Origin of the sequence: Hyphomicrobium sp. B1, assembly GCF_049532635.1 — a bacterium.
GTDB lineage: Bacteria > Pseudomonadota > Alphaproteobacteria > Rhizobiales > Hyphomicrobiaceae > Hyphomicrobium_B.
In genome coordinates this window covers 3,298,643-3,321,530 of sequence record NZ_CP134871.1, presented here as the reverse complement: position 1 = coordinate 3,321,530, position 22,888 = coordinate 3,298,643, and the positions used below count along the sequence as shown (strand labels likewise).

Sequence of the window (22,888 nt, the reverse complement as noted above, 5' to 3'; positions counted from 1 at the left end):
CGAGCCGCCCTCTCGCAGATGCTCTTGTCTAACCTTCGGCCTGCTTGTCAGCGCCGCGTAGCGAACGGACCAATTCGTTGAAGATCTCGCGCACGCGTAACGGTTCGGAGTCGAGATAGGGGAGCGGTCGGATCACCTCGACGGCAACGACACCGAGACGCGAGGTGAGTGCACCATTGAACGCGCCTTCGCCGAGGCGTCGCGAGAGCCGCCGTAGTACATCTTGGCCGACGAACTGGCCGAGCAAGTCATCCGTCATGGCGATGCCGCCGGTCGCGATGATGTGGCCGATGACGTTGCGTCCGAGGCGGAGGGCGCTAAGAAGACCCGGGCGTCCGCCGTAGAGGCTCGCGATCGCGCGGAACATGCGAACGTTCTCGACAAGCACGTAGCCCATCGCAACCCACATGATGGGAGAAAGCGCAGTCACCGTTGCGACGCGTTTCGCGGACGCCAGGATGACCTTGCGGGCTTCGCCGTCGAGCGGACGCAGCAGCTCGCGATCCGATAGGCGAAGCAACTCGCCGGGCTCTAGAACATCGCCGGAATGGTCTTTGACCCGCGCCAAACCCCAGGAAAGATCGGGACGGCCGCGGTAATGGGCGAGCAAGGCAGAGACAGCTTTGCGTTCGGCCGCGACATCGGGCTTGGCGAGCGTCGCGCGGACGAGGGAACGCAGTTTTGCGAGGCGTGCAAGGCGGCGGAACCCGAGGAGTTCGCGCAGGACGATCCCGAGCAGGGCCAGTCCGATGATGACCATCAGTCCGAAGGCGACCCAGCCGACCCAGTCCTTACGTTCGAGCGCGATTGAAACGAAGCGCGTGAACCAGAGTCCTGCCGCAATCGATGCTAGCGCCGCCATCGCTGAAAGCATGACGCTGCCGAAACGGAAGCCACGATTGATATCGTTGACCGACAAACGCCGTGCGGGAACGTCCGAACGCCGTGACGTCACGGCGCCGCCGTCGCGAATGTCGTCGGCGGTGAAGTCCGTATCTTCGGTGATGTCGTCTGCCTTGAAGACACGGGGTTTTCGCGGCGGCGGGGCGTTGTCCTCGAAGCTCATGAGAGATAGTCCGAGATCAGGAAATCGAGTGCGCGGTCCAACCGGATATGGGGGAAGGCGGCTGGTTTGCCGTCGGGCAGTGTATCGATGAGCTTCGGCGGTGCGAAGCGGACGAGTTCAAGAGAGGCCGATTTTGCGTGGCGCGCAGCGTTCAGCGCAGCGGCCGGGTCGGCGGGAAGGTCGCCCGGAAAGATTGCGGCTTCGGCCGTTCCGTCGAACGTCACGGTGCCGATGCGCTCGCCTTTGATCGGTGTACCGCGGAGACAGGGGAGGCTTTCGCTGCCTTGCTTGGCGGTCGCCTCGCGGGTGGCGCGCAGGGCTGACAACGCAAGCGCATGAACGCCGGCACCTTCGGTCTGGGCGCGCTTCACTGCTTCGTCGACGATTTCTTTCAGGATGGCTTCGAGGCGATCGTGGCTGGAGGCGGGAAGGTGGTCGGCCTTTGTCGCTGCGAACAAGACACGGTCGATGCGCCGTCCGAGGAACATCGAAAGCCATGAGTTGGCGCCGGGGCGGAAGGCACGCAAAATATCGGTCATGGCGCGTTCGAGATCGCCAACGGCGTCGGCTCCGCGATGCAGCGCTGTCAGCACGTCGACCAGCACGATCTGGCGGTCGAGCCTGGCGAAGTGATCGTTGAAGAACGGTTTGACGACGGATGACTTGTAGCTCTCGAAGCGGCGCATCATCATCGCGGCGAGCGAACCGCGCGGCGGGCGTTCTTCAGACGTCAGCGGCATCGGAAAGAATGTCAGCAAGGGCGAGCCGTCGAGTTCGCCCGGCAGCAGGAAGCGGCCAGGGGCGAGCGTCGATTGGGCGCCGCTATCGCGCATGGCGCGCAGGTAAGCCGTGAAGAGTTTTGCGCCGGTAATGGCGATCTGCTCGTCTTCGGCGGCGGCCGGATCGGTGCCGGCGAGAAAATCGAGAAACGGCTTGGCATACTCGGCGCGCGACGGCGAACGTGCGAGCGCCAGGGCGCCAGCCGAGAAAGCGCGGAAGTCCTGCTCCAGCATCGGCAGGTCGATCAGCCATTCGCCGGGGTAATCGACGATATCAACGTGCAGCTTCGAATATCCGGCGAGGCGCTTAAGAGCGTAAGCCGAGCGGTATTCGATGGTGACGCGCAACTCCGAGATGCGCCGGGTGCTTTCGGGCCAGCGCGGCGGTGTTGCGAGCAGGTCCGCCAAATGCGCCTCATAGTCGAAGCGCGGAATGCTGTCGTCGGGCTGGGGTTCGAGGTAGGCGCGGACGATGCGGTGCTCAGCGTCGGCAGCGAAAAAGGGCAGGCGGCCGCCGCTGACAAGATTACGGACGAGCGCCGTAATGAAGACCGTCTTGCCGGCGCGGGACAGTCCCGTCACGCCGAGCCGGATCGACGGCGTCAGGTAATCGGTCAGGCGCGCCTGCGCATCTTTGATGAGAGAGTATGAGATATCAGCCAAGAGGTGCCGCGTGTCGCCAATGAAAAGGGGCCCGGAAAGGCCCCCCTTTAAGTGGCGTAACTTGCAGGTCGCGACAAGACGTTTCGGGCGCCTGTCTTGCGCCATATCAAGTGCTGCGGCTCAACCGTAGAAAAAGACGATAACGCCTGCAGCCATTACCGCGACAGCCATCAACATGATGGCGCCTGAACGCAGAAATTCGGACACGGCCTTTCTCCTTTGCCAAGTCCCCACAACCAGTGTTGGAAGGACCATAGGCTCAAAGGTTTGAATAAGCCCTGACGCGCAGGTTCAGGCGGCGTTCATGGAAGGAAACTGTCGGTTCAGGAGCGAAATCAGGCGTCGTGGGCCTTGCGCACTTCGAATATTTCCATGATCCGGCAGCCGCGATGGGGGCCGTCGACCACGAATGTCCATTTCCCTTCGGTGAAGGTGTCGCACATCTTGACGCCCTTCACGAGAATCCAGTGGCCCTCCTTACCCTTGTGGATGGCCAAAATGTAATAGGCCCAGGCGCTTCTGGGTTTTTGCATCCACGTCCAGAACGTCGGCCGTTCTTTCCTGGCGCGGTGCATGTGGCTTTCTTTCAGCTCCATGCGGTAACCGAAATAGGCGAGCGCGGCTTCGACCTCGTCGGAATAGGTACCGCGCACGACCGGCTTGCGGTGCGGAGGCAACTCGCGCCCTTCGCGAATGACATCTTCGATCTTCGAAATGCCGTAGCCGGTGATCGCGGAGAGCACATACGGGCCGCAAAAGGCCACGCGGCCGGTGTCGTTATTTGCCGCGCCGAGACTCGACGACGGTGAGCCGGTTGAAAAGCGATCGGTCATGGGGAAAATGCCCTATACAAGCAACGACGGGATGCTCGACCGATACGGTTAAGCAAACGTTAACGACAGGAGCCCGATCCACACCCATGGCAGACCGCGTCAACGTCTCGTTCTTTCAGGAATTGATGGCCACCGTTGCCGAGCAGGGGCGGGCGCTGCTGCCGAAGGCGCTGTTCCGCGACAGCGCCGGTGAATCGATCGAGGTTCTGTCGCGGGCGCTGATGTCGGGACGGGGCGAAGCCTCGGGCGTCGCGATTGCGCGGCAGCTCCTCAATCAGCTCAAAAAGGCGAGCAGCGAAGAGCGGCTGGCGTTCTATCATTTTCTCGCCGAGGACCTGCAACCTGACGCCGCCGACGTTGCCGAGGCGGCGCGGAATTACCTCGACAACCCATCAGAGAAAACGCTCGGGCGGCTGCAGAGAGCCTCCTACAGCCCGAGACTGGAATTTTTCCGGCGGCTCAACCTGGCGCCCGGAGCGACCGCCGAAATTGTGGCGCTGCGGGCTGACCTTGTTCGTCATATCAAGTCGGACGAGGGGCTGGCTGCCGTTGATCGTGATCTCGAACGACTGCTCGGGTCATGGTTCAACCGCGGCTTTCTCGTGCTTCGCCGTATCGACTGGCAAACGCCGGCGGCGATCCTGGAAAAGATCATTCAATACGAAGCGGTGCACGAAATTCGCGGCTGGGATGACTTGCGCCGTCGTCTCGATCCGAAGGACCGGCGTTGCTTCGCGTTCTTTCATCCGGCGCTGGTCGATGAGCCGCTGATCTTCGTCGAGGTCGCGCTGATGCGCGATACGCCCGATGCGATCTCGACCGTGCTCGACGGCCGTTCAACGGACGATGATGCGCCACCGACGACGGCCGTGTTCTATTCGATCTCAAATTGCCAGGAGGGCCTCAAAGGCGTCTCGTTCGGCAACTTCCTTCTGAAGCAGGTGGTCGAAGACCTGGCGCGCGATGTTTCGACATTGAAGACGTTCGTGACGCTATCGCCGGCGCCGAGTTTCGCGCGTTGGGTCGATCGGGCGCTGGCAAGCGGCAGCGATGTGCCGGTCAGCGCCGAGGACCGCAAGGCGCTCACGCGCCTGCGCGATCCGCGCTGGGTCGAGGATGCCGTCAAGGATGCACCCGGCACGGACGAACTGAAGTCGGCACTGATGGGGCTTGCCGCCTATTATTATCTCTCTGCGCGCTCGAGCGATGAACGCCCCGTCGATCAGGTTGCGCGCTTTCATCTCGGAAACGGCGCTCGGCTCGAGCGGCTGAATTGGCTGGGCGATACATCCGAAAAGGGGCTGCGTGAAGCGCACGGCCTGATGGTCAACTATCGTTACGATCTTGCAGAGATCGAGCGCAATCACGAGGCATATGCAGATCAGGGAACGGTCGCTGCCTCACGCGCCGTCCGCGGGCTTCTGCGGCCGCTGGCGAAGACAAAAGGCCTTGCTGCAATGCCAGAACTACTGGCGCTGCCCGGTGTTTCGAAGACGAAGCGTGTTCGCGGCGAGGAACCGCAATCCTAGTCGCACGGCGCTGCCCGGGGCCACCAAGGAGGCCCTTGTAAAGGCTATTTCCCCGTGCAGTATGGGCGCAAAGCGTTGCGCTCTGCGCTGATGTTCGGCTGCCGGATCGTAATGCAATCGTCATAATGAAGGTCCGCGATGCGCTACGATCAAAACGACCGGGAAAGCAGCAATGTCGAGGACCGTCGCGGTCAAGACGGCGGCGGCGGAGGTTTTCAGTTTCCGGGCGGCAATGGCATTCAAATCCCGATCGGCCGCGGCGGGTTCAGCATTACAACGCTGCTGATCATCGGTGCGGTGATGCTGTTCTTCGGCATCAATCCGCTCGACGTTCTGCTTGGACCGAACAGCCAGATTCAGATGCCGCAACTGCCACAGACGACGGAGCGGCCTGATCGTTCGCCGTCGAACATTCCGGGTTTGCCGGGATCCCAGTCGAAAACGGCGAACAATGACGACGCCGAGAAGGAGTTTATCGGCAAGGTGCTTGCCGACACCGAGGACGTTTGGACGTCGGTGTTCAAGAGCTTCGGACGCAATTATCCCGATCCTAAGCTCGTCATCTACAACGGCGCGACGCGTACGCAGTGCGGCGTCGGCCAGACGGCGATGGGACCGTTCTATTGCCCGCTCGATCAGAAGGTCTACATCGACCTTGCGTTCTATGATGAGCTGAAGCGCCGCTTCAACGTGGCCGGAGATTTTGCGCAGGCTTACGTCATTGCGCACGAGGTTGGGCACCACGTACAGAACCAGCTCGGCATTTTGCAGAAGGTGCAGGAGCTGAAGGAGCGTGCAGGCGACGAAGCGACGGCCAACCAGATTCAGGTTCGGACCGAACTGCAAGCGGACTGCCTGGCCGGTGTGTGGGCCAATCTCAACGATCAGATGAAGAAGCGATTACAGCCGGGCGACGTCGAAGAGGCGCTCAACGCTGCGTCTCAGATTGGTGACGACATGATCCAGCGGCGCATGACGGGCCGGGTCGTGCCCGATGCGTTCACGCACGGCACGGCAGCACAGCGCGTCCACTGGTTCAAAGCCGGTCTGGAGTCGGGTCGCATGGATGCGTGCGATACGTTCAACACGGCCAGCCCATAACTCGCCGAGTCCATGAAAAAGGGCCGTTCCCGACGGCCCCTTTCTTTGTGCGGGCAACCAAAATAGAGAAGGCCCGCCGCTTTCTTAGAGTTTTAGAGCACGTTGCCGCGATAATCGCTGACCTTGCAGCTGATCGATTGCGCCAGAAGCTCTTTGCACAGCTTACGTGCTTCAGCCTTCGACTTTACCGGTCCGGCAATCAAACCGTAATTGGGATTGCCTGCCGTACCAACGTCGGCATAGCGGGCTTTCAATTGGCTGAGCTGCTCGGGGTGAATTTGCGACAGGGCTCCCCAAGTGATCCGTAGACCGTCGATCGAAGGATCGGTTGCGATCTGGATGCCGTAGGGGTGCGGTGCCGGTTTCACGACGGCCGGACCGAACGAAATCGGCTTGTTTGCAGATTTCTTATCAACGCTGCCGGTTTCGATCGGCGCGCCGACGCGCGGGGGCGAGTTGATGATCTTCGGCGGAGCAGGGCCGCCATCTGCGTCATCGACCGGGGCGGCGTCCGTCCCCGTGGGCTGAGCGGCCGATGCGGTGGTGGTCACAGCCGGTGTCTGCGCCTGGGCGACGCGGACCTTGTCGTCAAGCGCTGCCACTTGCGAACTCAGTTGCTCGGTCTGGGTCGCTTGCGTTGCGACGTCGGCTTTGACTATCGAAATATCGCTTTCGATCTTGCTCAGCGACGCTTTCAGGGTCTCGACGTCCGCGGACACCTTCATGACGGTCGTCTCGGCGGCGTGCTGACGGCCATGCGACAGATCGGGAAGGAGCTGCGGCGCAAAAAACGCGATGCCAAGATAGCCAAGGCCTGCAACACCAAGTACGGCCCAAGCGGCCGAATAGGGCGAAGCGTTGGCTTTCGGGCGCATCGGCTTATCGGTTGCGGGCTTCGTCATGGCGTGTGTCGTCCTACTGCCTTGCGGGTGCTCCGGGCGAGCGGAGCTTCCCCGAATCATTTTCACTACGTGGATGAGGTTGGTTCGGCCTTGCGGCTGCCGCAATGGCATGGCGGGGGAAACATGCGCGAAGCTGTGGACGAAGGCCGAGATGCTGCAGATCGGCTATCCGTCAGTAAAACCACGGCAAAGCGGCTGTGGCGGCATTTGGTCAAGCCGTCTTTCCAAGGAGACTGAAGCGGTTGCGGATGCAGGCCTTGCAGCGCATGGAGGGCAGGCGGTATGGCAGGAGTGGGCTGTGCGCGCGGGCATCTTGGCGTTCGCGTTCCGACCCAGGCTGTAGTTGAAACGCAAGGTCATCCATGAGTCCCCGGCCCTGTCTCTATGTCGTGCTTGCCGCTGGCAAGGGCGCACGGATGAAGTCGTCGCTGCCAAAGGTGCTTCACAAGATTGCCGGGCAGTCGATGTTGGCGCACGTTCTTGGGACGGCGTCCTCGACCGGCGGCAGATTTGCTGTCGTGGTAGCTCCCGGTGCTGAGGCCGTTGCTGCAGAAGCGAAACGGCTCGTCCCGGATGTTCAGATATTCGAGCAGGCGAACCAACGCGGGACGGCGGATGCTGTGCTGGCGGCCAAACCTGCGTTTCCGGATAGCAAAGGTCTCGACGTTATCGTGCTGTTTGCCGATACGCCGCTCGTCCGGCCGGAAGTGATCGCCGAGATGCGCGATTCTCTGGATGGTGGTGCTGGGATTGCGGTGCTGGGCTTTCGGCCGAAGGACCCCACGGGCTACGGCCGATTGCTGCTCGACGATACATGCACGTTGACAGCGATCCGCGAGGAGAAGGACGCGAGCGATGCGGAGCGGAATATCGACCTCTGCAACTCAGGTGCCATGGCCTTTCGAGTGCCGGACCTCGCCGCTCTTCTGGCGCGCATCGGCTGCGACAATGCGAAGGGCGAATTCTATCTCACAGACGCCGTTGCGGTCGGTCGCGAGGCCGGTGTGCGTGCGACGGTCGTCGTATGCAACGAGGACGATGTCGTTGGCGTCAATAGCCGAGAGCAACTCGCGCAGGCCGAAGCGATATGGCAGCGGCGTATGCGTTCGAAGTTCATGCGCGATGGCGTGACGATGATTGCGCCGGAGACGGTCTGGCTGAGTTTCGACACCAGGATCGCGGGCGACGTCAGGATTGAGCCAAATGTCATATTTGGGCCAGGCGTCACTGTCGAAGAAGGTGCCGAAATACTGGGGTTTTGCCATGTCGAGGGGGCAGTCGTCGGCAAGGGTGTCAGACTTGGCCCATTCGCACGGCTGAGGCCGGGAGCGCGTCTCGGCGAGAACGTTCACATCGGCAATTTCGTCGAGGTCAAGAACGTGACGCTCGGGGCAGGAGCCAAAGCAAATCATCTCTCCTACCTGGGCGATGGCAGCGTCGGGGCGGGGGCGAACATCGGCGCGGGCACGATCTTCTGCAACTACGATGGCTTTAACAAGCAGCTGACAGAGGTTGGAGAGGAAGCTTTCGTTGGATCGAATTCGTCGCTTGTGGCGCCGGTGAAGATCGGGAAGGGCGCCTACATCGGTTCAGGAAGCGTCATCACCAAGGATGTCAGCCCCGGCGCGCTGGCGCTGGAGCGGAGTGCGCAGGAGGAGCGTCCTGGGTGGGCGGAGAAGTTCCGCATCATGATGTCCCGTCGCAAAGCGGCGCAAAAAAAGTAACTGTTAACCAGTTGCGGAATTGGCGTGCGCTCGGCACGTGCGGGGCTTTGAAATATACTGTGATTTGAGAACATCCTTAACCGGCTTCATCGTCGGATAAGGGGAAGCGCATTCGGGGGACCGGTCCAATGTGTGGGATCGTCGGAATTCTCGGGAAATCGTCGGTTTCGACCAATCTGGTCGATGCCCTGCGGCGGCTCGAATACCGTGGATATGATTCGGCCGGCATCGCGACGGTCGAAGGCACAGGTATTGAGCGCCGGCGTGCCGAGGGCAAACTTCGCAATCTCGAAAAGCGGCTGATCTCTGAGCCGCTGGGAGGGCGCACAGGCATCGGCCATACGCGCTGGGCGACGCACGGACGCCCAACGGAGCGCAATGCGCATCCGCACATGACCGGCAAGGTGTCCGTCGTCCATAACGGCATCATCGAGAATTTCCGCGAGCTGCGGACGCAGCTTGAGGCGAAGGGCCACAAGTTCGAGACTGACACGGACACCGAAGCCGTCGTTCATCTCATCACGGAAGAGATGGATCGAGGTGCGAAGCCCATCGAGGCCGTCCGCAATGCTTTGCAGCATTTGCAGGGGGCTTTTGCACTCGGCATCATTTTTGCGGGTGAAGAGGATCTGATGATCGCGGCGCGAAAGGGTTCGCCGCTCGCAATCGGGCACGGTTCCGGCGAAATGTATCTCGGTTCGGACGCCATCGCCCTTGCGCCGTTCACGGATGCAATCACTTATCTCGAGGAAGGCGACTGGGCTGTTCTGCGCCGTTCGGGCGCCGAGATCTTCAATATCGACGGTGTCCGCGTCGAGCGGCCGCTCGTCAAAGCCGTTGCGAGCTCTCTGTTGATCGACAAGGGCAACTATCGCCATTTCATGGCGAAGGAAATTCACGAGCAGCCGGAGGTGATTTCGCACACGCTGGCGAATTACCTCGACATGACGGCTGGGCGCGTACGTTTTCCCGATCTCGGCGTCGATCTGTCGACGATCAGCCGGGTTACGATCTCGGCGTGCGGCACGGCCTATTATGCCGGGCTCGTCGCAAAATACTGGATCGAGCGGTTCGCACGCGTCCCGGTCGATATCGATGTCGCATCGGAAATGCGTTATCGCGAGGCGCCGCTGCCGGAAAACGGCCTGGCGGTCTTCGTTTCTCAATCCGGCGAGACGGCCGATACGCTCGCGACGCTTCGGTACGCGAAGGCCAATGGCCAACGTATTGCGTCCATCGTGAACGTCCGGACGTCGACGATCGCGCGCGAATCACATGCCGCGTTGCCGACGCTGGCGGGGCCGGAAATCGGAGTTGCGTCGACAAAAGCGTTCACTTGCCAGCTTTCGGTTCTGGCCTGTCTCGCAATTGCGATCGCCCGGGCGCGGAACACGATCACGGCTGAGCAGGAGGCATCTCTCATCAAATCTTTGATGGAAGTGCCCCGGCATGTGGCGTCCATTCTGAGGAGCGATGAGGCCTATCTGGCCGTCGCTCACGAACTGGCAAAAGCGGACGATGTGCTGTACCTAGGGCGTGGGTCGAGCTTCCCCATCGCCCTCGAAGGCGCATTGAAACTTAAGGAAATTTCTTACATCCACGCCGAGGGCTACGCCGCTGGCGAGCTGAAGCACGGCCCCATCGCGCTGATCGACGAAAGCGTGCCGGTCGTCGTGGTGGCACCGGAGGACGAACTGTTCGAGAAAACGGTTTCGAACCTTCAGGAGGTCGCGGCGCGGGGCGGGCAGGTCATCCTGATTTCGGATGCCGATCCGGGCAAGGCCGGATGTAAACTTGCCGGGCATATCCCGATGCCAAAGGTTGACCCATTTGTCGCGCCAATGATCTATGCTGTTCCTACTCAGCTCATCGCCTATCAGACGGCGGTGCTGATGGGGACCGACGTTGACCAACCCAGGAATCTGGCGAAGTCAGTTACGGTGGAGTAGCCCAAAGCCGGCGCATTGGGGGTGGGGGCCCTTAATTCGCCTCGTTCCGCTGGTTCAATTATCAGCGCGAAGGGAGGGTTACGCCACTTCAGAACGTGACCATTGGGGAAGGTACGGGAGATGACGCAATTCCAAGTGCTCGCGCGCCGTGCGGCGCTCGCTGCTACTGTGGCGTGCGTATTTGCAAGCACCCTTGCGGTTTGGCCGTCTATCGGCGAGGCGCGTAAGGCAAAAGCAGCGAGCGGGCCTGCAGGTCCGTCGGCGCAAGGTCCGCAGGCTGGAGCGGGTGGCGATGCCGCTCAGAAGGCTGCCGAGACCGAAGCGGCCAAAAAAGCCTATGATGCCGGCCTCAAGGCTTATGCCGCCGGGAAATTCAAGCCGTCGATCGAACAGCTATCGGTGGCGATTAAATCCGGCAAGCTGTCGTCGCCGGAATTGGCCAAGGCAATGTTCACACGCGGCCGGGCCTACAAAAAGGACAATCAAGCAGGTCTGGCGATTTCCGATCTCACAAGCGCGATCTGGCTGAAAAACGGATTGAGCCCCGATGAGCAGAAGTCGGCGATGGTCGAGCGGTCAGAGGCCTACAGCATGGCCGGCCTTTCGGATACTGGCAGCCGACCCGACCAGCGCGTTATCGGCACACCTGCCGTCGCTTCAGCACCGGCGTCGAATGTGACTGCGAATGCAGCGCCAGGACCGAACGCCGGTTCCGCAGGGCTGTCGGCCGCGGCCGTCGCCGAGGCCGCCAATGCCCAGAAGGCAGCCGCCAATACGGACGCGGCGTCGGCTGAGAGCACGCCTTCGCCCGTCAATGGCGAAACGACACTTCAGTCTGCTGCTGCTGGCAGTGTCGCCGGGACCCCGGCAAAGCCTGCGTCATCGGGCATTGCGGGCTTCTTCGGCTGGGGACAGTCGTCCACGCCGCAGCCACAACCGGAGCCCGCGCCTGTCGCAGCAGCGCCAAGCACAGGATCGTCATTCACTCAGACGGTCACCGCCATTCCGGGGAATGTGTCCGGTTTCTTCTCAAACATGTTCAGCGGCGGCGGCTCGTCTGCGCCGGCGCCCGCAGCACCGCCACCGGCTGGCGTGACGACGGCATCGACCGTTGCGGTTGCGCCCGAGACATCAAGCTGGAGCAGTGCGACGACTGTTGCAAACCATGGCCAACATGATGTGATCCGCGCCGAGAAGGCGTCCTATTCGCGAGAAGCGCAACCTGCTGCGCCTGTCGTGACGAAGGGCAAGTTCAAGATCCATATCGCAGCGCTGCGCTCGAAGGCTCAGGCCGATGCGTTGGCTCAGAAGCTCATGGCGGAGCACGGTGCGGAGCTTGGCAATCATCGGCCGGTCGTCGATTCCGCAGTGATTGGCAGCATGGGCACCTTCTATCGGGTCCGTATCGGCGGCTACGCTTCGCAAGCCGAGCCGCGAAGCCTCTGCAACAAACTCAGAAGCAGTGGCCTTGACTGTCTGGTCGTGACAAACTGAGGGATGCCCGTCCCTCCGTCGGGTCTGATGCTCGAGTAGGAGAGAATGGTTCCTCCCCCGGTTGATCCTGAGCACGATGTCCGTCGCGTGATGGGCGTTACGCCGTCCGACGCGCAATTGACAGCGGGCCTCAAGCGCCTTGCGAGCGACAGCGGAAAAACAGGCTGGCGGCTCGGCTCGCGTTTTCGCAACGCGTTTTTGACGGGCCTCGTCATCGTCGGCCCCGTCACCATTACGCTTTGGCTGATGTGGGGCGTGATCCATTGGATCGACGCCTGGATCAAGCCGCTCTTGCCGACCTGGTTCAATCCCGACACCTATTTGCCGTTTCCGGTTCCAGGCTTCGGGCTGGTCATCGCGGTTTTCGGTTTAACGCTGATAGGCGCGCTCGCTGCAAACCTTCTCGGCCGTGCGCTGGTGTCTTCCGGCGAACTGATGATGTCGCGCACGCCGATCGTCCGTAACGTTTACGGCGCGCTTAAGCAGATCTTTGAGAGCGTGATCTCGACAACGGGCCCAAGCCAGAGCTTTCAGAAGGTGGGGATGATCGAATTCCCCTCGAAAGAGATCTGGAGCCTCGTGTTCGTGACGGGAGAGACGACCGGCGAAATCAAGGACGTGCAACCCGGCGGTGAGGGCGATCTGTTGACCGTCTTCATGCCGACCGGCATCGTGCCGCCGACCGGATTCATCTGCTTCGTGCCGCGTTCGAATGTGGTGTTCCTGAATATGACAGTCGAGGAAGCAGCCAAGATCATTCTGTCGGGCGGTATCGTCATGCCGAATACCGAGCAGGAAAAGCTCAAGCTTCTTGCTGAGGCTGCCGCGAAGAAAAAATCGCGCTTCCGGCGCAGCGGCGACAAGCCGGCAGCGTAATCTAGAGGCAAACAATAATAAGTATCGATGTCCGATATTGATGGCCCGTCGCCGACATGACCAAACCCACGCTTTCGCCGCATGCGTTTGTGCTCGCCGTACATGACCTCAACGGTTCGACTACCTATTTCATTGACGCGCTCGGTTTCGAGAAGGACTGGAACGACGGCGACAACTGGCAGGCGCTTGTTCGGGGCGGCGTGAGGGTGATGCTCGGCCGTTGTCCGGATGCGCTCGCTCCATCGGAACTTGGCGACCATAGCTATTTCGGCTTCTTTGCGACTGATGATGTGGACGCCCTGCACGCGGAATTTAAAGCTCGCGGCGCGCTTATTCTTTCCGGTCCTGCCGACAAACCGTGGGGCTGGCGGGAAATGGGCGTCGCAACTCCCGAGGGACACCGGATGATGTTCGCGCAGGCGATCTAAGCCGCGCGAAACAGACGGACGGCTTCGTCGCATTCGAAGAGATAGAGCAGCGTACGCAGCGCTTGCCCGCGCGGTGAGACGAGGTTGGGATCTTTTTCGAGTATTAGCACCGCGTCGTCGCGTGCCGCTTCGAGGAGGGCATCGCGTCCCGGAACATCTGCGATGCGGAACCCCGGGTCACCGCTTTGGCGCGCACCGAGAATTTCGCCGCCGCCGCGCAGCTCCAAATCCTTCTCCGCGATTTTGAAGCCGTCTTCGGTTTCTTCCATCATCTTGAGGCGTGCTTCGGCGGTCTCGCCGAGCGGCGATTTATAAAGCAGCATGCAGAAGGATTCCCGCGCACCGCGGCCGACGCGTCCGCGCAACTGGTGCAGCTGGGCGAGGCCGAAGCGCTCGGCATGCTCGATCACCATGATGTTGGCATTCGGCACGTTAACGCCGACCTCGATAACGGTAGTTGCGACGAGAATTTTGAGCCGGTTCGCGGCGAACGCGGCCATCGTCTCGTCTTTCTCCTTCCCGCTCATGCCGCCGTGGAGCAAACCCACCGTGTCGCCGAAGAGTTGGCGGAGATAGGCATAGCGTTCTTCCGCTGCGGCGAGATCGGTCAGCTCGGAGCTTTCGATCAGCGGGCAGACCCAATAGACCTGTGCGCCTTCCTCAAGCTGTACGCGGATGCGGTCGATCAGGCGTTCGAGCAGTTCGAGCGGCGCGGCCTTGGTGACGACGGGTTTGCGTCCGGCAGGCTTTTCGGTGAGCTTCGAGACGTCGAGGTCGCCGTAATGGGTCATCAACAGTGTGCGCGGAATGGGCGTGGCGGTCATGACGAGGACGTTGGTGTCGCCATTTGTGCCTTTCGACTGCAAAGCCATGCGCTGGTGCACGCCGAAGCGATGCTGTTCGTCGATGACGGCAACCGCGAGATCCTTAAAGATCACATCGGATTGAAACAGCGCGTGCGTGCCGACGAGAATGTCAATCTCGCCCGATGCCAAGCGCGAGATGACGGCGTCGCGGGCTTTTCCCTTCTCGCGGCCAGTGAGAAGCGCAAGGCGCAGCCCGGCGGCGTCAGCGAGCGGCGCGATGGTATCGATGTGCTGACGGGCGAGAACTTCGGTCGGCGCCATCATCGCGGCCTGGGCGCCCGCTTCCACCGCGACCGCCATCGTCATCAGCGCGACAACGGTTTTGCCGGAGCCGACGTCACCCTGCAGCAGACGCAGCATGCGGTGGGAAGCTGCGAGGTCGGCCGAAATTTCTTCAAGCGCGTTCTTCTGTGACCCGGTCAGCGAGAAGGGAAGCGCGGCGGCGATCTTGGCGCGGATTTCGCCGTTGCCCGACAACCGGCGTCCGCGCTCGGTCTTGAGGTTGCGACGGACCAGCGCGAAGGCGAGCTGCCCGGCCAGAAGCTCGTCGAAGGCGAGGCGCTGCCATGGCGCAGCACCGCTCGAAACGTCCTGCGCGTCGTCGGGGCGATGAACGTAAGAAATCGCGTCCTTGAAATTCGGCCAGTCGCGGGCCTTCAGCCAGTGAGCCTCTTGCCATTCGGGAAATTCGGGGACGCGATCGACGGCCTGACGTGCGGCTTTCAACGCGATCTTTCCGGAGAGGCCAGCGGTGAGCGGATAGACAGGCTCCAGCATCGGCATCTCGTCACGCGCTTCCGGCGAGACGATATAATCCGGGTGGGACATTTGGAGGTTGTCGCCGTAGCGCTCGATGCGGCCGGAGACGAAACGGATTTCGCCGACGGGGAGCTGACGCTCGATGAACTTGTGTTCGGCATGGAAAAACACCAGATCGATACGGCCGGTGTCGTCCTCGCAGGTGACTTTATAGGGCGCCTTGGTGTTTCCCCGTGGCGAGGGTTTATGCTTCAGTACGCGGAGTTCCAGGGTGACGATGGTGCCGGGGATGGCCTCGGTCAGGCGCGGCTGGCTGCGGCGGTCGATAACGCCGGTCGGCATATGCCAGAGCACGTCGATGACGCGAGGCTCCGAGATGCCGGGAGGCAGCGCCAGGCACTTTTTCAGCAGTAGGATCAGGCGAGGGCCGATGCCGCCGAGCGTTTGTGCCGATGCGAAAAGCGGGTTCAGGAGGGCTGGTCGCATCGTCGAAAGGGGCCTGCGGTTGTTCAAATTCGCGGCCGCGCCCTAAGGTCGCGGCAATAAGCATCGTCCGCCGCGCTAGGCGAGCCAAGCTGCGGGCGCTATACGAGCCCTTCGCGAATGACGCACCGTGACGGCCAGCCGGCACTCCGTCAAGCTGCCGGCAGCGCTTTATACCATTGCCATGCAACCTGAGCTGCATATGACCGACGAACTTGAAACGCGCAGGCGGCGGGCGTCTTACCGCGCGCATCACCGCGGCACGAAGGAAATGGACGTTCTTGTCGGACGTTATGCCGATGACCGGCTGCCGGGCTATTCTGGCGAGGAGATCGCGCGCTTCGAGCGGTTCCTGACCATCCCCGATCCGGCGCTGCAGCAATGGATTTTTTCGGGCGAGGGTTTTGCCGGCATCGAGTTCGAAGATCTTGTGAATGACATTCGCGCCTTTCATGGCCTCAGCGCCACGGCGAGCTAAGACGAGTTGATGACGACAGACGTTCAAAATTCACGCGCAATCTTTTCAGGCGTTCCGGAAGGCTTCGACGGCCGCGTCATTGCGGACGTGACGAAGGCTGCGCGCTCAGGCGATCTGCCGGGCATTCATCTGCATGTCGCTCGCGACGACCGGCGGCTCGACGAATTGCAGGCGGCGGTAGCGTTCTTTGCGCCCGATGTTTCGGTCGTGCCGTTCCCGTCGTGGGATACGGTGCCGTACGACCGCACCAGCCCCAATCCGGAGATTGTATCGAAGCGGATCACGGCGCTTGGCAAGCTCGCGGTCGGCGGACGCAAAAAGCCGACGCTGGTGCTGACGACGGTCAATTCGATTTTGCAGCGCGTGCCGCCACGCAGTTTCATCCGCGGGGCGGTGAAGACTATTGCGCCAGGGCAGCGGCTCGATCCGGCTGACCTGATCCGGCGACTGGAGTCCTACGGCTACGATCGCTCCAGTACAGTGATGGAGCCCGGCGAATATGCGCAACGCGGCGGTATCGTCGATCTTTATCCGCCGGGACGCAGCTTGCCGATCCGCCTCGATTTCTTCGGCGACCAGTTGGAGTCCGTCAAGGCGTTCGATCCGGAGACGCAGCGCTCGCAGAAGCCGGTGCCGAAGTTCTCGCTGATGCCGGTCAGCGAAGTGGCATTCGGCGAGGCGGCGAAGGCGCTGTTCCGCACGCGCTACGTCGCGCTGTTCGGCGGCAACACGGGCGACGATCCGCTTTACGAGGCGGTCAGCAGCGGACGGCGCTATGTCGGCCAGGAGCACTGGCTGCCGCTGTTTCATCCCAACCTGGAGACGCTGTTCGACTATCTGCCGGGTGTGGGTATCAGCTTCGATCATATGTCGGATGAAGCCATCCAGCGCCGCTTCGAGCAGATCCGCGAACATTACGAGGCGCGTGTCGACTCGCTTGAAGGTCAGCGCTTTGGCGCACCGCCTTATAAGCCGGTGCCGCCGGATCAGATGTTCCTCGACGGCAAGGCCTGGAAAGCGGCGCTTGATGCGCGGACCGTTTCGCGCCTGACGCCGTTCGACGATCCGGGTACGACGAACGTGTACCAGATGCACGGCAAGCGCGGGCGCACCTTTGCCGCCGAGCGCGCCAATCCGGATGCGAATGTGTTCGATGCGGCCGTCGGGCATATCCGGCGCATTCAGGGCGACAATCGGCGCGTTATTCTTGCGTGCTGGACGCCTGGTGCGCGCGAGCGGCTCATCACGCTGCTTGAAGACCATGGGCTGAAGGACGCCGTGAAGGTCGATGACTTCGCGGGCGTGCAGGCGATGCGTCCGAAGGAGACGGCGTTCGCCGTGTTCGGCATCGAGGAAGGTTTCGAGACGCCGGACTTCGCGGTCATCGCGGAGCAGGACATTCTGGGCGACCGCCTCGTGCGCCAGCGCCGCCGCGCGAAAAAGGCTGCCGACGTTCTCACCGAGGCGACGAGCCTTTCGGTCGGCGATCTTGTCGTGCACAGCGATCACGGTATCGGCCGCTTCCACGGACTGCAGACGATCACCGCGCTTGGCGCGCCGCACGATTGTCTCGAGCTGCATTATGCCGGCGGCGATAAGCTGTTCCTGCCGGTCGAAAACATCGAGCTATTGTCGCGCTACGGTTCGGACGAGGGCGATGCACAGCTCGATCGCCTCGGCGGGGTCGGCTGGCAGACGCGCAAGGCCAAGCTCAAAAAGCGCCTGCGCGAGATCGCCAACGAGCTGATCAAGATCGCGGCAATGCGGGCGATGCGGGAAGCGCCCGTGCTTATTCCGCCGACCGGCGCTTACGATGAATTCGTTGCGCGCTTTCCTTACGAGGAGACGGAAGACCAGGCGGCGAGCATCGACGCCGTTCTTGCCGACATGGCGTCGGGCAAGCCGATGGACCGCCTTGTCTGCGGTGACGTCGGTTTCGGTAAGACGGAAGTCGCCATTCGCGCGGCGTTTACGGCTGCGATGAACGGTTTGCAGGTTGCGGTCGTGGTGCCGACGACCCTGCTAGCGCGACAGCACTTCCGCACATTTGCGCAGCGCTTCCAGGGCTTGCCCGTGACGATCGCGCAGGCGTCCCGCATGGTCAGTGCGAAGGATCTCGCCGAGGTGAAGGCGGGACTGAAGTCGGGCAACGTCGACATCGTCGTCGGCACGCACGCGCTGCTTGGTAAGGGCATCGACTTCGCACGGCTCGGACTACTCATCATCGACGAGGAGCAGCACTTCGGCGTCAATCACAAGGAACGCCTGAAGAAGATGCGCGAGGATGTGCACGTGCTGACGCTGTCGGCGACGCCGATCCCGCGCACGCTGCAACTTGCACTGACGGGCGTGCGCGAACTTTCGCTCATCACCACACCGCCGGTCGATCGCCTCGCGGTGCGCACGTTTATTTCGCCATTCGATCCGGTGATTTTGAAGGAAGCGCTCAGACGCGAACGCTTCCGTGGCGGCCAAACGTACTACGTCGCGCCGCGCATTTCTGATCTCGACGACATCGCGGAATTCCTGCGCGAAGCCGTGCCCGATCTCGCGTTCGCGCGCGCCACGGGGCAGATGTCACCGACCGAACTCGAAGACGTGATGACGGCGTTCTACGAGGGCAAGTACGACATTCTTCTTTCGACGGCGATCGTCGAGTCCGGTCTCGACGTGCCGAATGCGAATACGCTGATCGTGCATCGCGCCGACATGTTTGGTCTTGCGCAGCTTTATCAGTTGCGCGGACGTGTCGGCCGTTCGAAGACGCGTGCTTACGCGTACATCACGACGCCACCCGATAAAAAGCTGACCGAGGGCGCGGAGAAGCGGCTGAAGGTTCTGCAATCGCTCGATACGCTTGGTGCGGGCTTCTCGCTGGCGTCGCACGATCTCGATATTCGCGGCGCAGGCAACCTGCTCGGCGAAGAACAGTCGGGTCATATTCGCGAGGTCGGCTTCGAGCTTTATCAGTCAATGCTCGAAGAGGCGGTCGCGGCGATGAAGGGCGGCGATCTCGAAGCGGACGACAAGTGGAGCCCGGAGATCCAGCTCGGTACGTCGATCATGATTCCGGAAAGCTACGTCACGGATCTACAACTTCGCCTCGGTCTCTATCGGCGTTTGTCGAGTTTCGAAAAGCGCTCCGAGATCGATGCGTTCGCAGCGGAATTGGTCGATCGCTTCGGTCCGCTGCCGGACGAAGTTGGCCATCTGCTCGACGTCATGGAGATCAAAGGCCTGTGCCGCACGGCGGGCATTGCGAAGGTCGATGCGGGTCCCAAGGGCGCCGTCATCACGCTTTACAAGGGGCGGTTTGCGAACCCCGAAGGACTCATCTCGCTCGTGCAGAATTCGCGCGGGCTTCTCAAGGTGCAGCCTGATCAGCGGCTCGTCTATCGCTCGGATTGGGACTTGCCAGAGCTGCGTCTCAAGGGCGTGCGTGCGCTGGTGCAGCAGTTCGCCGACCTCGCCGCGAAAACCAAAAAGGCGGCTTAGGTTTTTGTCTTCGACACCGTCATGCCGGTCTTTGCCGGGATGACGGTTATTTCGACTGAAGCAGCGGTGCGAGCGCCTTGCGCTGCACCTTGCCGTTGGCGGTGCGGGGGAGCTTGTCGACGAAGACGATTTCTTTCGGCACCTTGTAGGCAGCGAGGCGTTCGGAGGCGAAGGCTTTGACGGTGTCGGCGTCGATCTTCGCTGCATCGTTGCCGACGACGAACGCGCCGATGATCGACACATCGCTCCGTATGCGGATTTCTGAGCACGCGACTTCGGCCACGCCAGGGCACGCTGCGAGCGCCGCTTCGATTTCGAGCGGCGAGACGCGATAACCGCCTGCGTTCATCAGTTCGTTGGCGCGGCCGAGATGCGTGACGTAGCCATCGGCGTCGATGGAACCGAGATCGCCGCCAACGAACCACTCGCCGCGTATGACTTCAGTTTCCTCGTCTGGGCGGTTCCAATAGCCGAGCATCAGGCCGGGATCGGAGCGATGAACGGCTATCAGGCCTTCGGCGCTAGTCGGCAACGGTTGATTGCCGCCTTCTGCGGGAAGGATCGCGATGCGACGGCCCGCCTGCGGTTTGCCTACGGTACCGGAGCGATAGGGCACGTCTGGACCTGTCGAGATGTACGTCGAGATCTCGCTCATACCGAGGGCTTCGTAGAGCGGCAGGCCAGTGGTTGCGGTCCATTCCTCGATCAAACCGGGCGGCGGCGTTTCGCCCGCCGTCAATCCGTGGCGGAGCCGGCCGAGCGTGCCGCGGTCGGGGCGCGCGTATTTCAGAATTTGGCGATAGACTCCTGGAACCGCGGCGAACAGCGTCGCGCCGGTTGAGGCGATGAGCGCTGGCCAAAGCTCAGGCGCCTTATCGCCGGTACAGACAATGGCGGTTGCGCCGTTCGCCCACGGGTCGGTCAGGCCGACGCCAAGCGTGAACGTCCAGTTGAAGGCACCTGCGTGCAGCATGCGGTCATCAGGCGTGATGCCATACCAGCCCTGATACATCGGGCGGCGGCCGAGAGCGGAGCGCTGTGCGTGCAGCACGCCCTTGGGTTTCGACGTCGTGCCGGAGGTGTAGATCAGGAATGCGGGATCGTCGGTGGCGGTCGGTGTGTAGTCGGCGCGCGTCGGTCCGCGCATCAGTAAAGCGACGTCAGCGGATGTCAGGACGATCGCGCCAAGCATGATGTCATCGGTGAGCGGCGACGATGTTGCGATCGCCGCGGCGCCGCTGTCTTCGAGAAGCGATTTCAGTTCCGTTGCGGTCAACTGATCGGACAAGGGAAGGGCGATGAAACCCCCGGCCATCGCGGCAAAGAACAGCAATGCGGATTGGCTCGAATTGCCGAGCCGAATGGCGATGCGGTCGCCGCGCTTGAGACCGCGTGCGGTCAAACCGGCCGCGAGATGCAGGATTGCTTCCTCGATCTGGCCGAACGTCCAGCTTTCCATTGGGCGTTCGGGCGACGCCGTGTCGTAGACGAGGAGCGCTGTTTTATCCGGCGTCGCGCGCGCCGCGCGGCCGATGGCGTAATCCGCCATGTTGAAGAGACGATCACTCACCGTCGTCATTTCGTGGCAGACCACCAAGTACTGATCCAATTGCCATATGTATCGACCGAATAGCCAAACACCGGCGTCTTTTCCGGATGCTTGAGGCGCGACCAATAGGGCGCCCACAGCTTCGGCGTGTAGAACAGCGGCACGACGTAATCGCCCGACAGCAGCACGCGATCGAGCGCGCGCACAGACGAGATGAAATCGGGCTCGGTCTTCGCCGCCAGCATCGCGTCGATCATCGCGTCGGCCGCCGGGTTGCTCACGCCCGCGTAGTTGAACGAGCCCTTCGCGTTCACCGTTTTCGCCGACCAGCGAAACAGCTGCTCGTTGCCGGGTGACAGCGACGACGCCCAAGTGTTCGGGATCATGTCGTAGTCGAACTCGGTGAGCCGCGCCTGATACTGAGCGCTGTCGACGACACGCACGCGCGCCTGAATTCCGAGCGGCGCGAGGCTGCGCGCATAGCTCAGCAACAACGCTTCCTGGGCATTGCTGTTGGCGAGAATTTCGAAAGAAAGAGGCTGGCCAGTCTTGCCGTTGATCATGCGACCGTCTTTCAGAACCATGCCCGCCTTTTTCAAAAGCGCGAACGCGGCGCGTTGGGTGGGGCGATCCTGCCCGCTGCCGTCGGTCTGGGGAAAGCGATAGGTTCCGGCCATAATTTCGGGGCGCACGGCGTCGGGATATGGCGCAAGCAGCTTCTGCTCGTAGGCGTCGGCGGGATGGCCGGTCGATGCCAGATACGAGCGCTCGAAGTAGCTTTCGGTGCGCTTATAGAGACCGTTGTAAAGCGTGCGGTTGCACCATTCGAAATCAAAAAGCATCATCAAAGCGTGCCGGACCATAGGATCGGCAAAGATGGGGCGGCGGGTGTTGAAGACGAGGGCTGTCATGCCTGCCGGTAAGCCGATGTCGAACTCGGCTTTGATGATACGCCCGTCGCGGACGGCGGGGATATTATAGCCCGTGGCCCAGCGGCCGGGGTCTTCTTCCAGGCGCAGGTCGATGTTCCCCGCCTTGAAGGCTTCGAACATGGATGAGGCGTCGCGGTAGTAATCGAAGCGGATCTCGTCGAAATTGAACCGGCCGCGATTAACGGCCAGATCCTTGCCCCAATAGTCCGGGTTGCGCTGGTAGATGATCGAGCGTCCGGCGTCGATTTTCGACACCGTGTAGGGGCCGGAGCCGACGAGCGGCGTCATCGAGGCAGCTTCGAATTTCTCCGGCGTGGTCGCGTGGGCGGCGAAGACCGGCATCAGGCCGAGGATGAATGGCAATTCTCGGTCGCTGGCGTCTTCGAATGTGAAGCGAACGCTGCGGTCGCCGATCTTTTCGGCTTTCGTGACCTTGGCGAAATAGGTCCGGTGATTGGGGCGGCCTTTGTCCTTCAAGAGCTGAAACGAGTTGAGGACATCTTCGGCGGTGACCGGCTGGCCGTCGGAAAATCGCGCGGCTGGGTTAATGGCGAACGTCACGGATTTGTGGTCGTCGGCGATGTCGATCGTCTCGGCGAGCAGGCCATAGAGGGTGAAGGGCTCATCGAGGCTGCGCGCCATCAGACCTTCGATGACAAATTCCCGAATGCCGGATGCGGGCGTGCCGCCGACGATCAGCGGGTTGACGTTTTCATAGGAGCCGAGGACGCCGAGCGTCAGCTTGCCGCCTTTCGGCGCGTTCGGATTTACGTAGGGGAATGCCGTGAAATTGTCCGAAAAGAGCGGTTTTCCGTGCAGTGCAACGGCGCGAACCGGAGCGGCCTCAGCGCTCCAGCCAAGCGTGACCGTGAGCAGCAGTGCGAGAGAGAATTTCCCAAATGACATTCCAGGCACCAGAAAGCCGTCCACGTGTTTGGTAAAGCGGGATAATTCCCGGCATTCAAGATGCCCATCGAATAAG

The 22,888-nt window shown here is 61.7% G+C and carries 16 protein-coding genes; 9 read left to right on the top strand and 7 right to left on the bottom strand.

The window, feature by feature from the left end:
* Positions 1-28: 28 nt before the first annotated feature.
* The 3 genes from RLW55_RS15920 to RLW55_RS15910 all read right to left on the bottom strand — a co-directional run bounded on the left by RLW55_RS15920 (position 29) and on the right by RLW55_RS15910 (position 3,341).
* Positions 29-1,066 carry a YcjF family protein gene (locus tag RLW55_RS15920; protein ID WP_423414703.1) on the bottom strand — a complete coding sequence of 346 codons (1,038 nt, stop codon included), beginning with the start codon at positions 1,064-1,066 and terminating at the stop codon, positions 29-31.
* On the bottom strand, positions 1,063-2,508 hold the full coding sequence (locus RLW55_RS15915) for a YcjX family protein (RefSeq protein WP_409559824.1): 1,446 nt from the start codon (positions 2,506-2,508) through the stop codon (positions 1,063-1,065). Before RLW55_RS15915 ends, RLW55_RS15920 begins: the two co-directional genes overlap by 4 nt.
* Before the next feature lie 335 nt (positions 2,509-2,843).
* Positions 2,844-3,341: a hypothetical protein gene (locus tag RLW55_RS15910; protein WP_013947550.1), complete on the bottom strand. Its 498-nt coding sequence runs from the start codon at positions 3,339-3,341 to the stop codon at positions 2,844-2,846.
* 86 nt (positions 3,342-3,427) lie between these two features.
* On the opposite strand from RLW55_RS15910, the gene RLW55_RS15905 reads away from it, so the two are divergent.
* Positions 3,428-4,870 (top strand): malonyl-CoA decarboxylase, encoded by a 1,443-nt coding sequence (locus RLW55_RS15905; protein WP_013947551.1) that lies wholly within the window; start codon positions 3,428-3,430, stop codon positions 4,868-4,870.
* Between the two features lie 138 nt (positions 4,871-5,008).
* Positions 5,009-5,971 carry a KPN_02809 family neutral zinc metallopeptidase gene (gene ypfJ / locus RLW55_RS15900; RefSeq protein WP_414462634.1) on the top strand — a complete coding sequence of 321 codons (963 nt, stop codon included), beginning with the start codon at positions 5,009-5,011 and terminating at the stop codon, positions 5,969-5,971.
* Positions 5,972-6,063: 92 nt separating this feature from the next.
* Here the strand turns inward: ypfJ and RLW55_RS15895 are convergent, their stop codons facing one another.
* Entirely contained in the window at positions 6,064-6,873 is an 810-nt protein-coding gene (locus RLW55_RS15895; RefSeq protein WP_414462635.1) for an SPOR domain-containing protein, read from the bottom strand.
* 362 nt (positions 6,874-7,235) lie between these two features.
* Here RLW55_RS15895 and glmU point away from each other — a divergent pair, with 362 nt between their 5' ends.
* The 5 genes from glmU (at position 7,236) to RLW55_RS15870 (ending at position 13,344) form a co-directional block, all read left to right on the top strand.
* The gene (gene glmU, locus RLW55_RS15890; RefSeq protein WP_423414702.1) at positions 7,236-8,597 is read left to right on the top strand and encodes a bifunctional UDP-N-acetylglucosamine diphosphorylase/glucosamine-1-phosphate N-acetyltransferase GlmU; all 1,362 of its coding nucleotides are present in this window, start codon (positions 7,236-7,238) and stop codon (positions 8,595-8,597) included.
* Between the two features lie 128 nt (positions 8,598-8,725).
* Positions 8,726-10,546 carry a glutamine--fructose-6-phosphate transaminase (isomerizing) gene (gene glmS / locus RLW55_RS15885; RefSeq protein WP_423414701.1) on the top strand — a complete coding sequence of 607 codons (1,821 nt, stop codon included), beginning with the start codon at positions 8,726-8,728 and terminating at the stop codon, positions 10,544-10,546.
* 120 nt (positions 10,547-10,666) lie between these two features.
* Positions 10,667-12,040, top strand: a complete 1,374-nt coding sequence (locus RLW55_RS15880) for an SPOR domain-containing protein (RefSeq protein WP_423414700.1) — start codon at positions 10,667-10,669, stop codon at positions 12,038-12,040.
* A gap of 45 nt (positions 12,041-12,085) precedes the next feature.
* The gene (locus RLW55_RS15875; RefSeq protein WP_409559830.1) at positions 12,086-12,916 is read left to right on the top strand and encodes a DUF502 domain-containing protein; all 831 of its coding nucleotides are present in this window, start codon (positions 12,086-12,088) and stop codon (positions 12,914-12,916) included.
* Positions 12,917-12,972: 56 nt separating this feature from the next.
* A complete protein-coding gene (locus tag RLW55_RS15870) occupies positions 12,973-13,344 on the top strand; it encodes a VOC family protein (protein ID WP_409559831.1) in 372 nt (123 codons plus the stop codon).
* On the opposite strand, the gene recG is transcribed toward RLW55_RS15870, so the two are convergent.
* Positions 13,341-15,455: an ATP-dependent DNA helicase RecG gene (gene recG, locus RLW55_RS15865; protein ID WP_423414699.1), complete on the bottom strand. Its 2,115-nt coding sequence runs from the start codon at positions 15,453-15,455 to the stop codon at positions 13,341-13,343. The genes RLW55_RS15870 and recG overlap by 4 nt on opposite strands.
* Before the next feature lie 127 nt (positions 15,456-15,582).
* Here recG and RLW55_RS15860 point away from each other — a divergent pair, with 127 nt between their 5' ends.
* Both RLW55_RS15860 and mfd read left to right on the top strand, forming a co-directional pair.
* Positions 15,583-15,930: a succinate dehydrogenase assembly factor 2 gene (locus RLW55_RS15860; RefSeq protein ID WP_423414698.1), complete on the top strand. Its 348-nt coding sequence runs from the start codon at positions 15,583-15,585 to the stop codon at positions 15,928-15,930.
* Positions 15,931-15,939: 9 nt separating this feature from the next.
* Positions 15,940-19,425 carry a transcription-repair coupling factor gene (gene mfd, locus RLW55_RS15855; RefSeq protein WP_423414697.1) on the top strand — a complete coding sequence of 1,162 codons (3,486 nt, stop codon included), beginning with the start codon at positions 15,940-15,942 and terminating at the stop codon, positions 19,423-19,425.
* A gap of 46 nt (positions 19,426-19,471) precedes the next feature.
* Here mfd and RLW55_RS15850 read toward each other — a convergent pair whose 3' ends face one another.
* Both RLW55_RS15850 and RLW55_RS15845 read right to left on the bottom strand, forming a co-directional pair.
* Positions 19,472-21,004, bottom strand: coding sequence for a class I adenylate-forming enzyme family protein (locus tag RLW55_RS15850; protein WP_423414696.1), 1,533 nt, complete (start codon positions 21,002-21,004; stop codon positions 19,472-19,474).
* Positions 21,001-22,812, bottom strand: a complete 1,812-nt coding sequence (locus tag RLW55_RS15845) for an extracellular solute-binding protein (RefSeq protein ID WP_423414695.1) — start codon at positions 22,810-22,812, stop codon at positions 21,001-21,003. Before RLW55_RS15845 ends, RLW55_RS15850 begins: the two co-directional genes overlap by 4 nt.
* Positions 22,813-22,888: the final 76 nt, after the last annotated feature.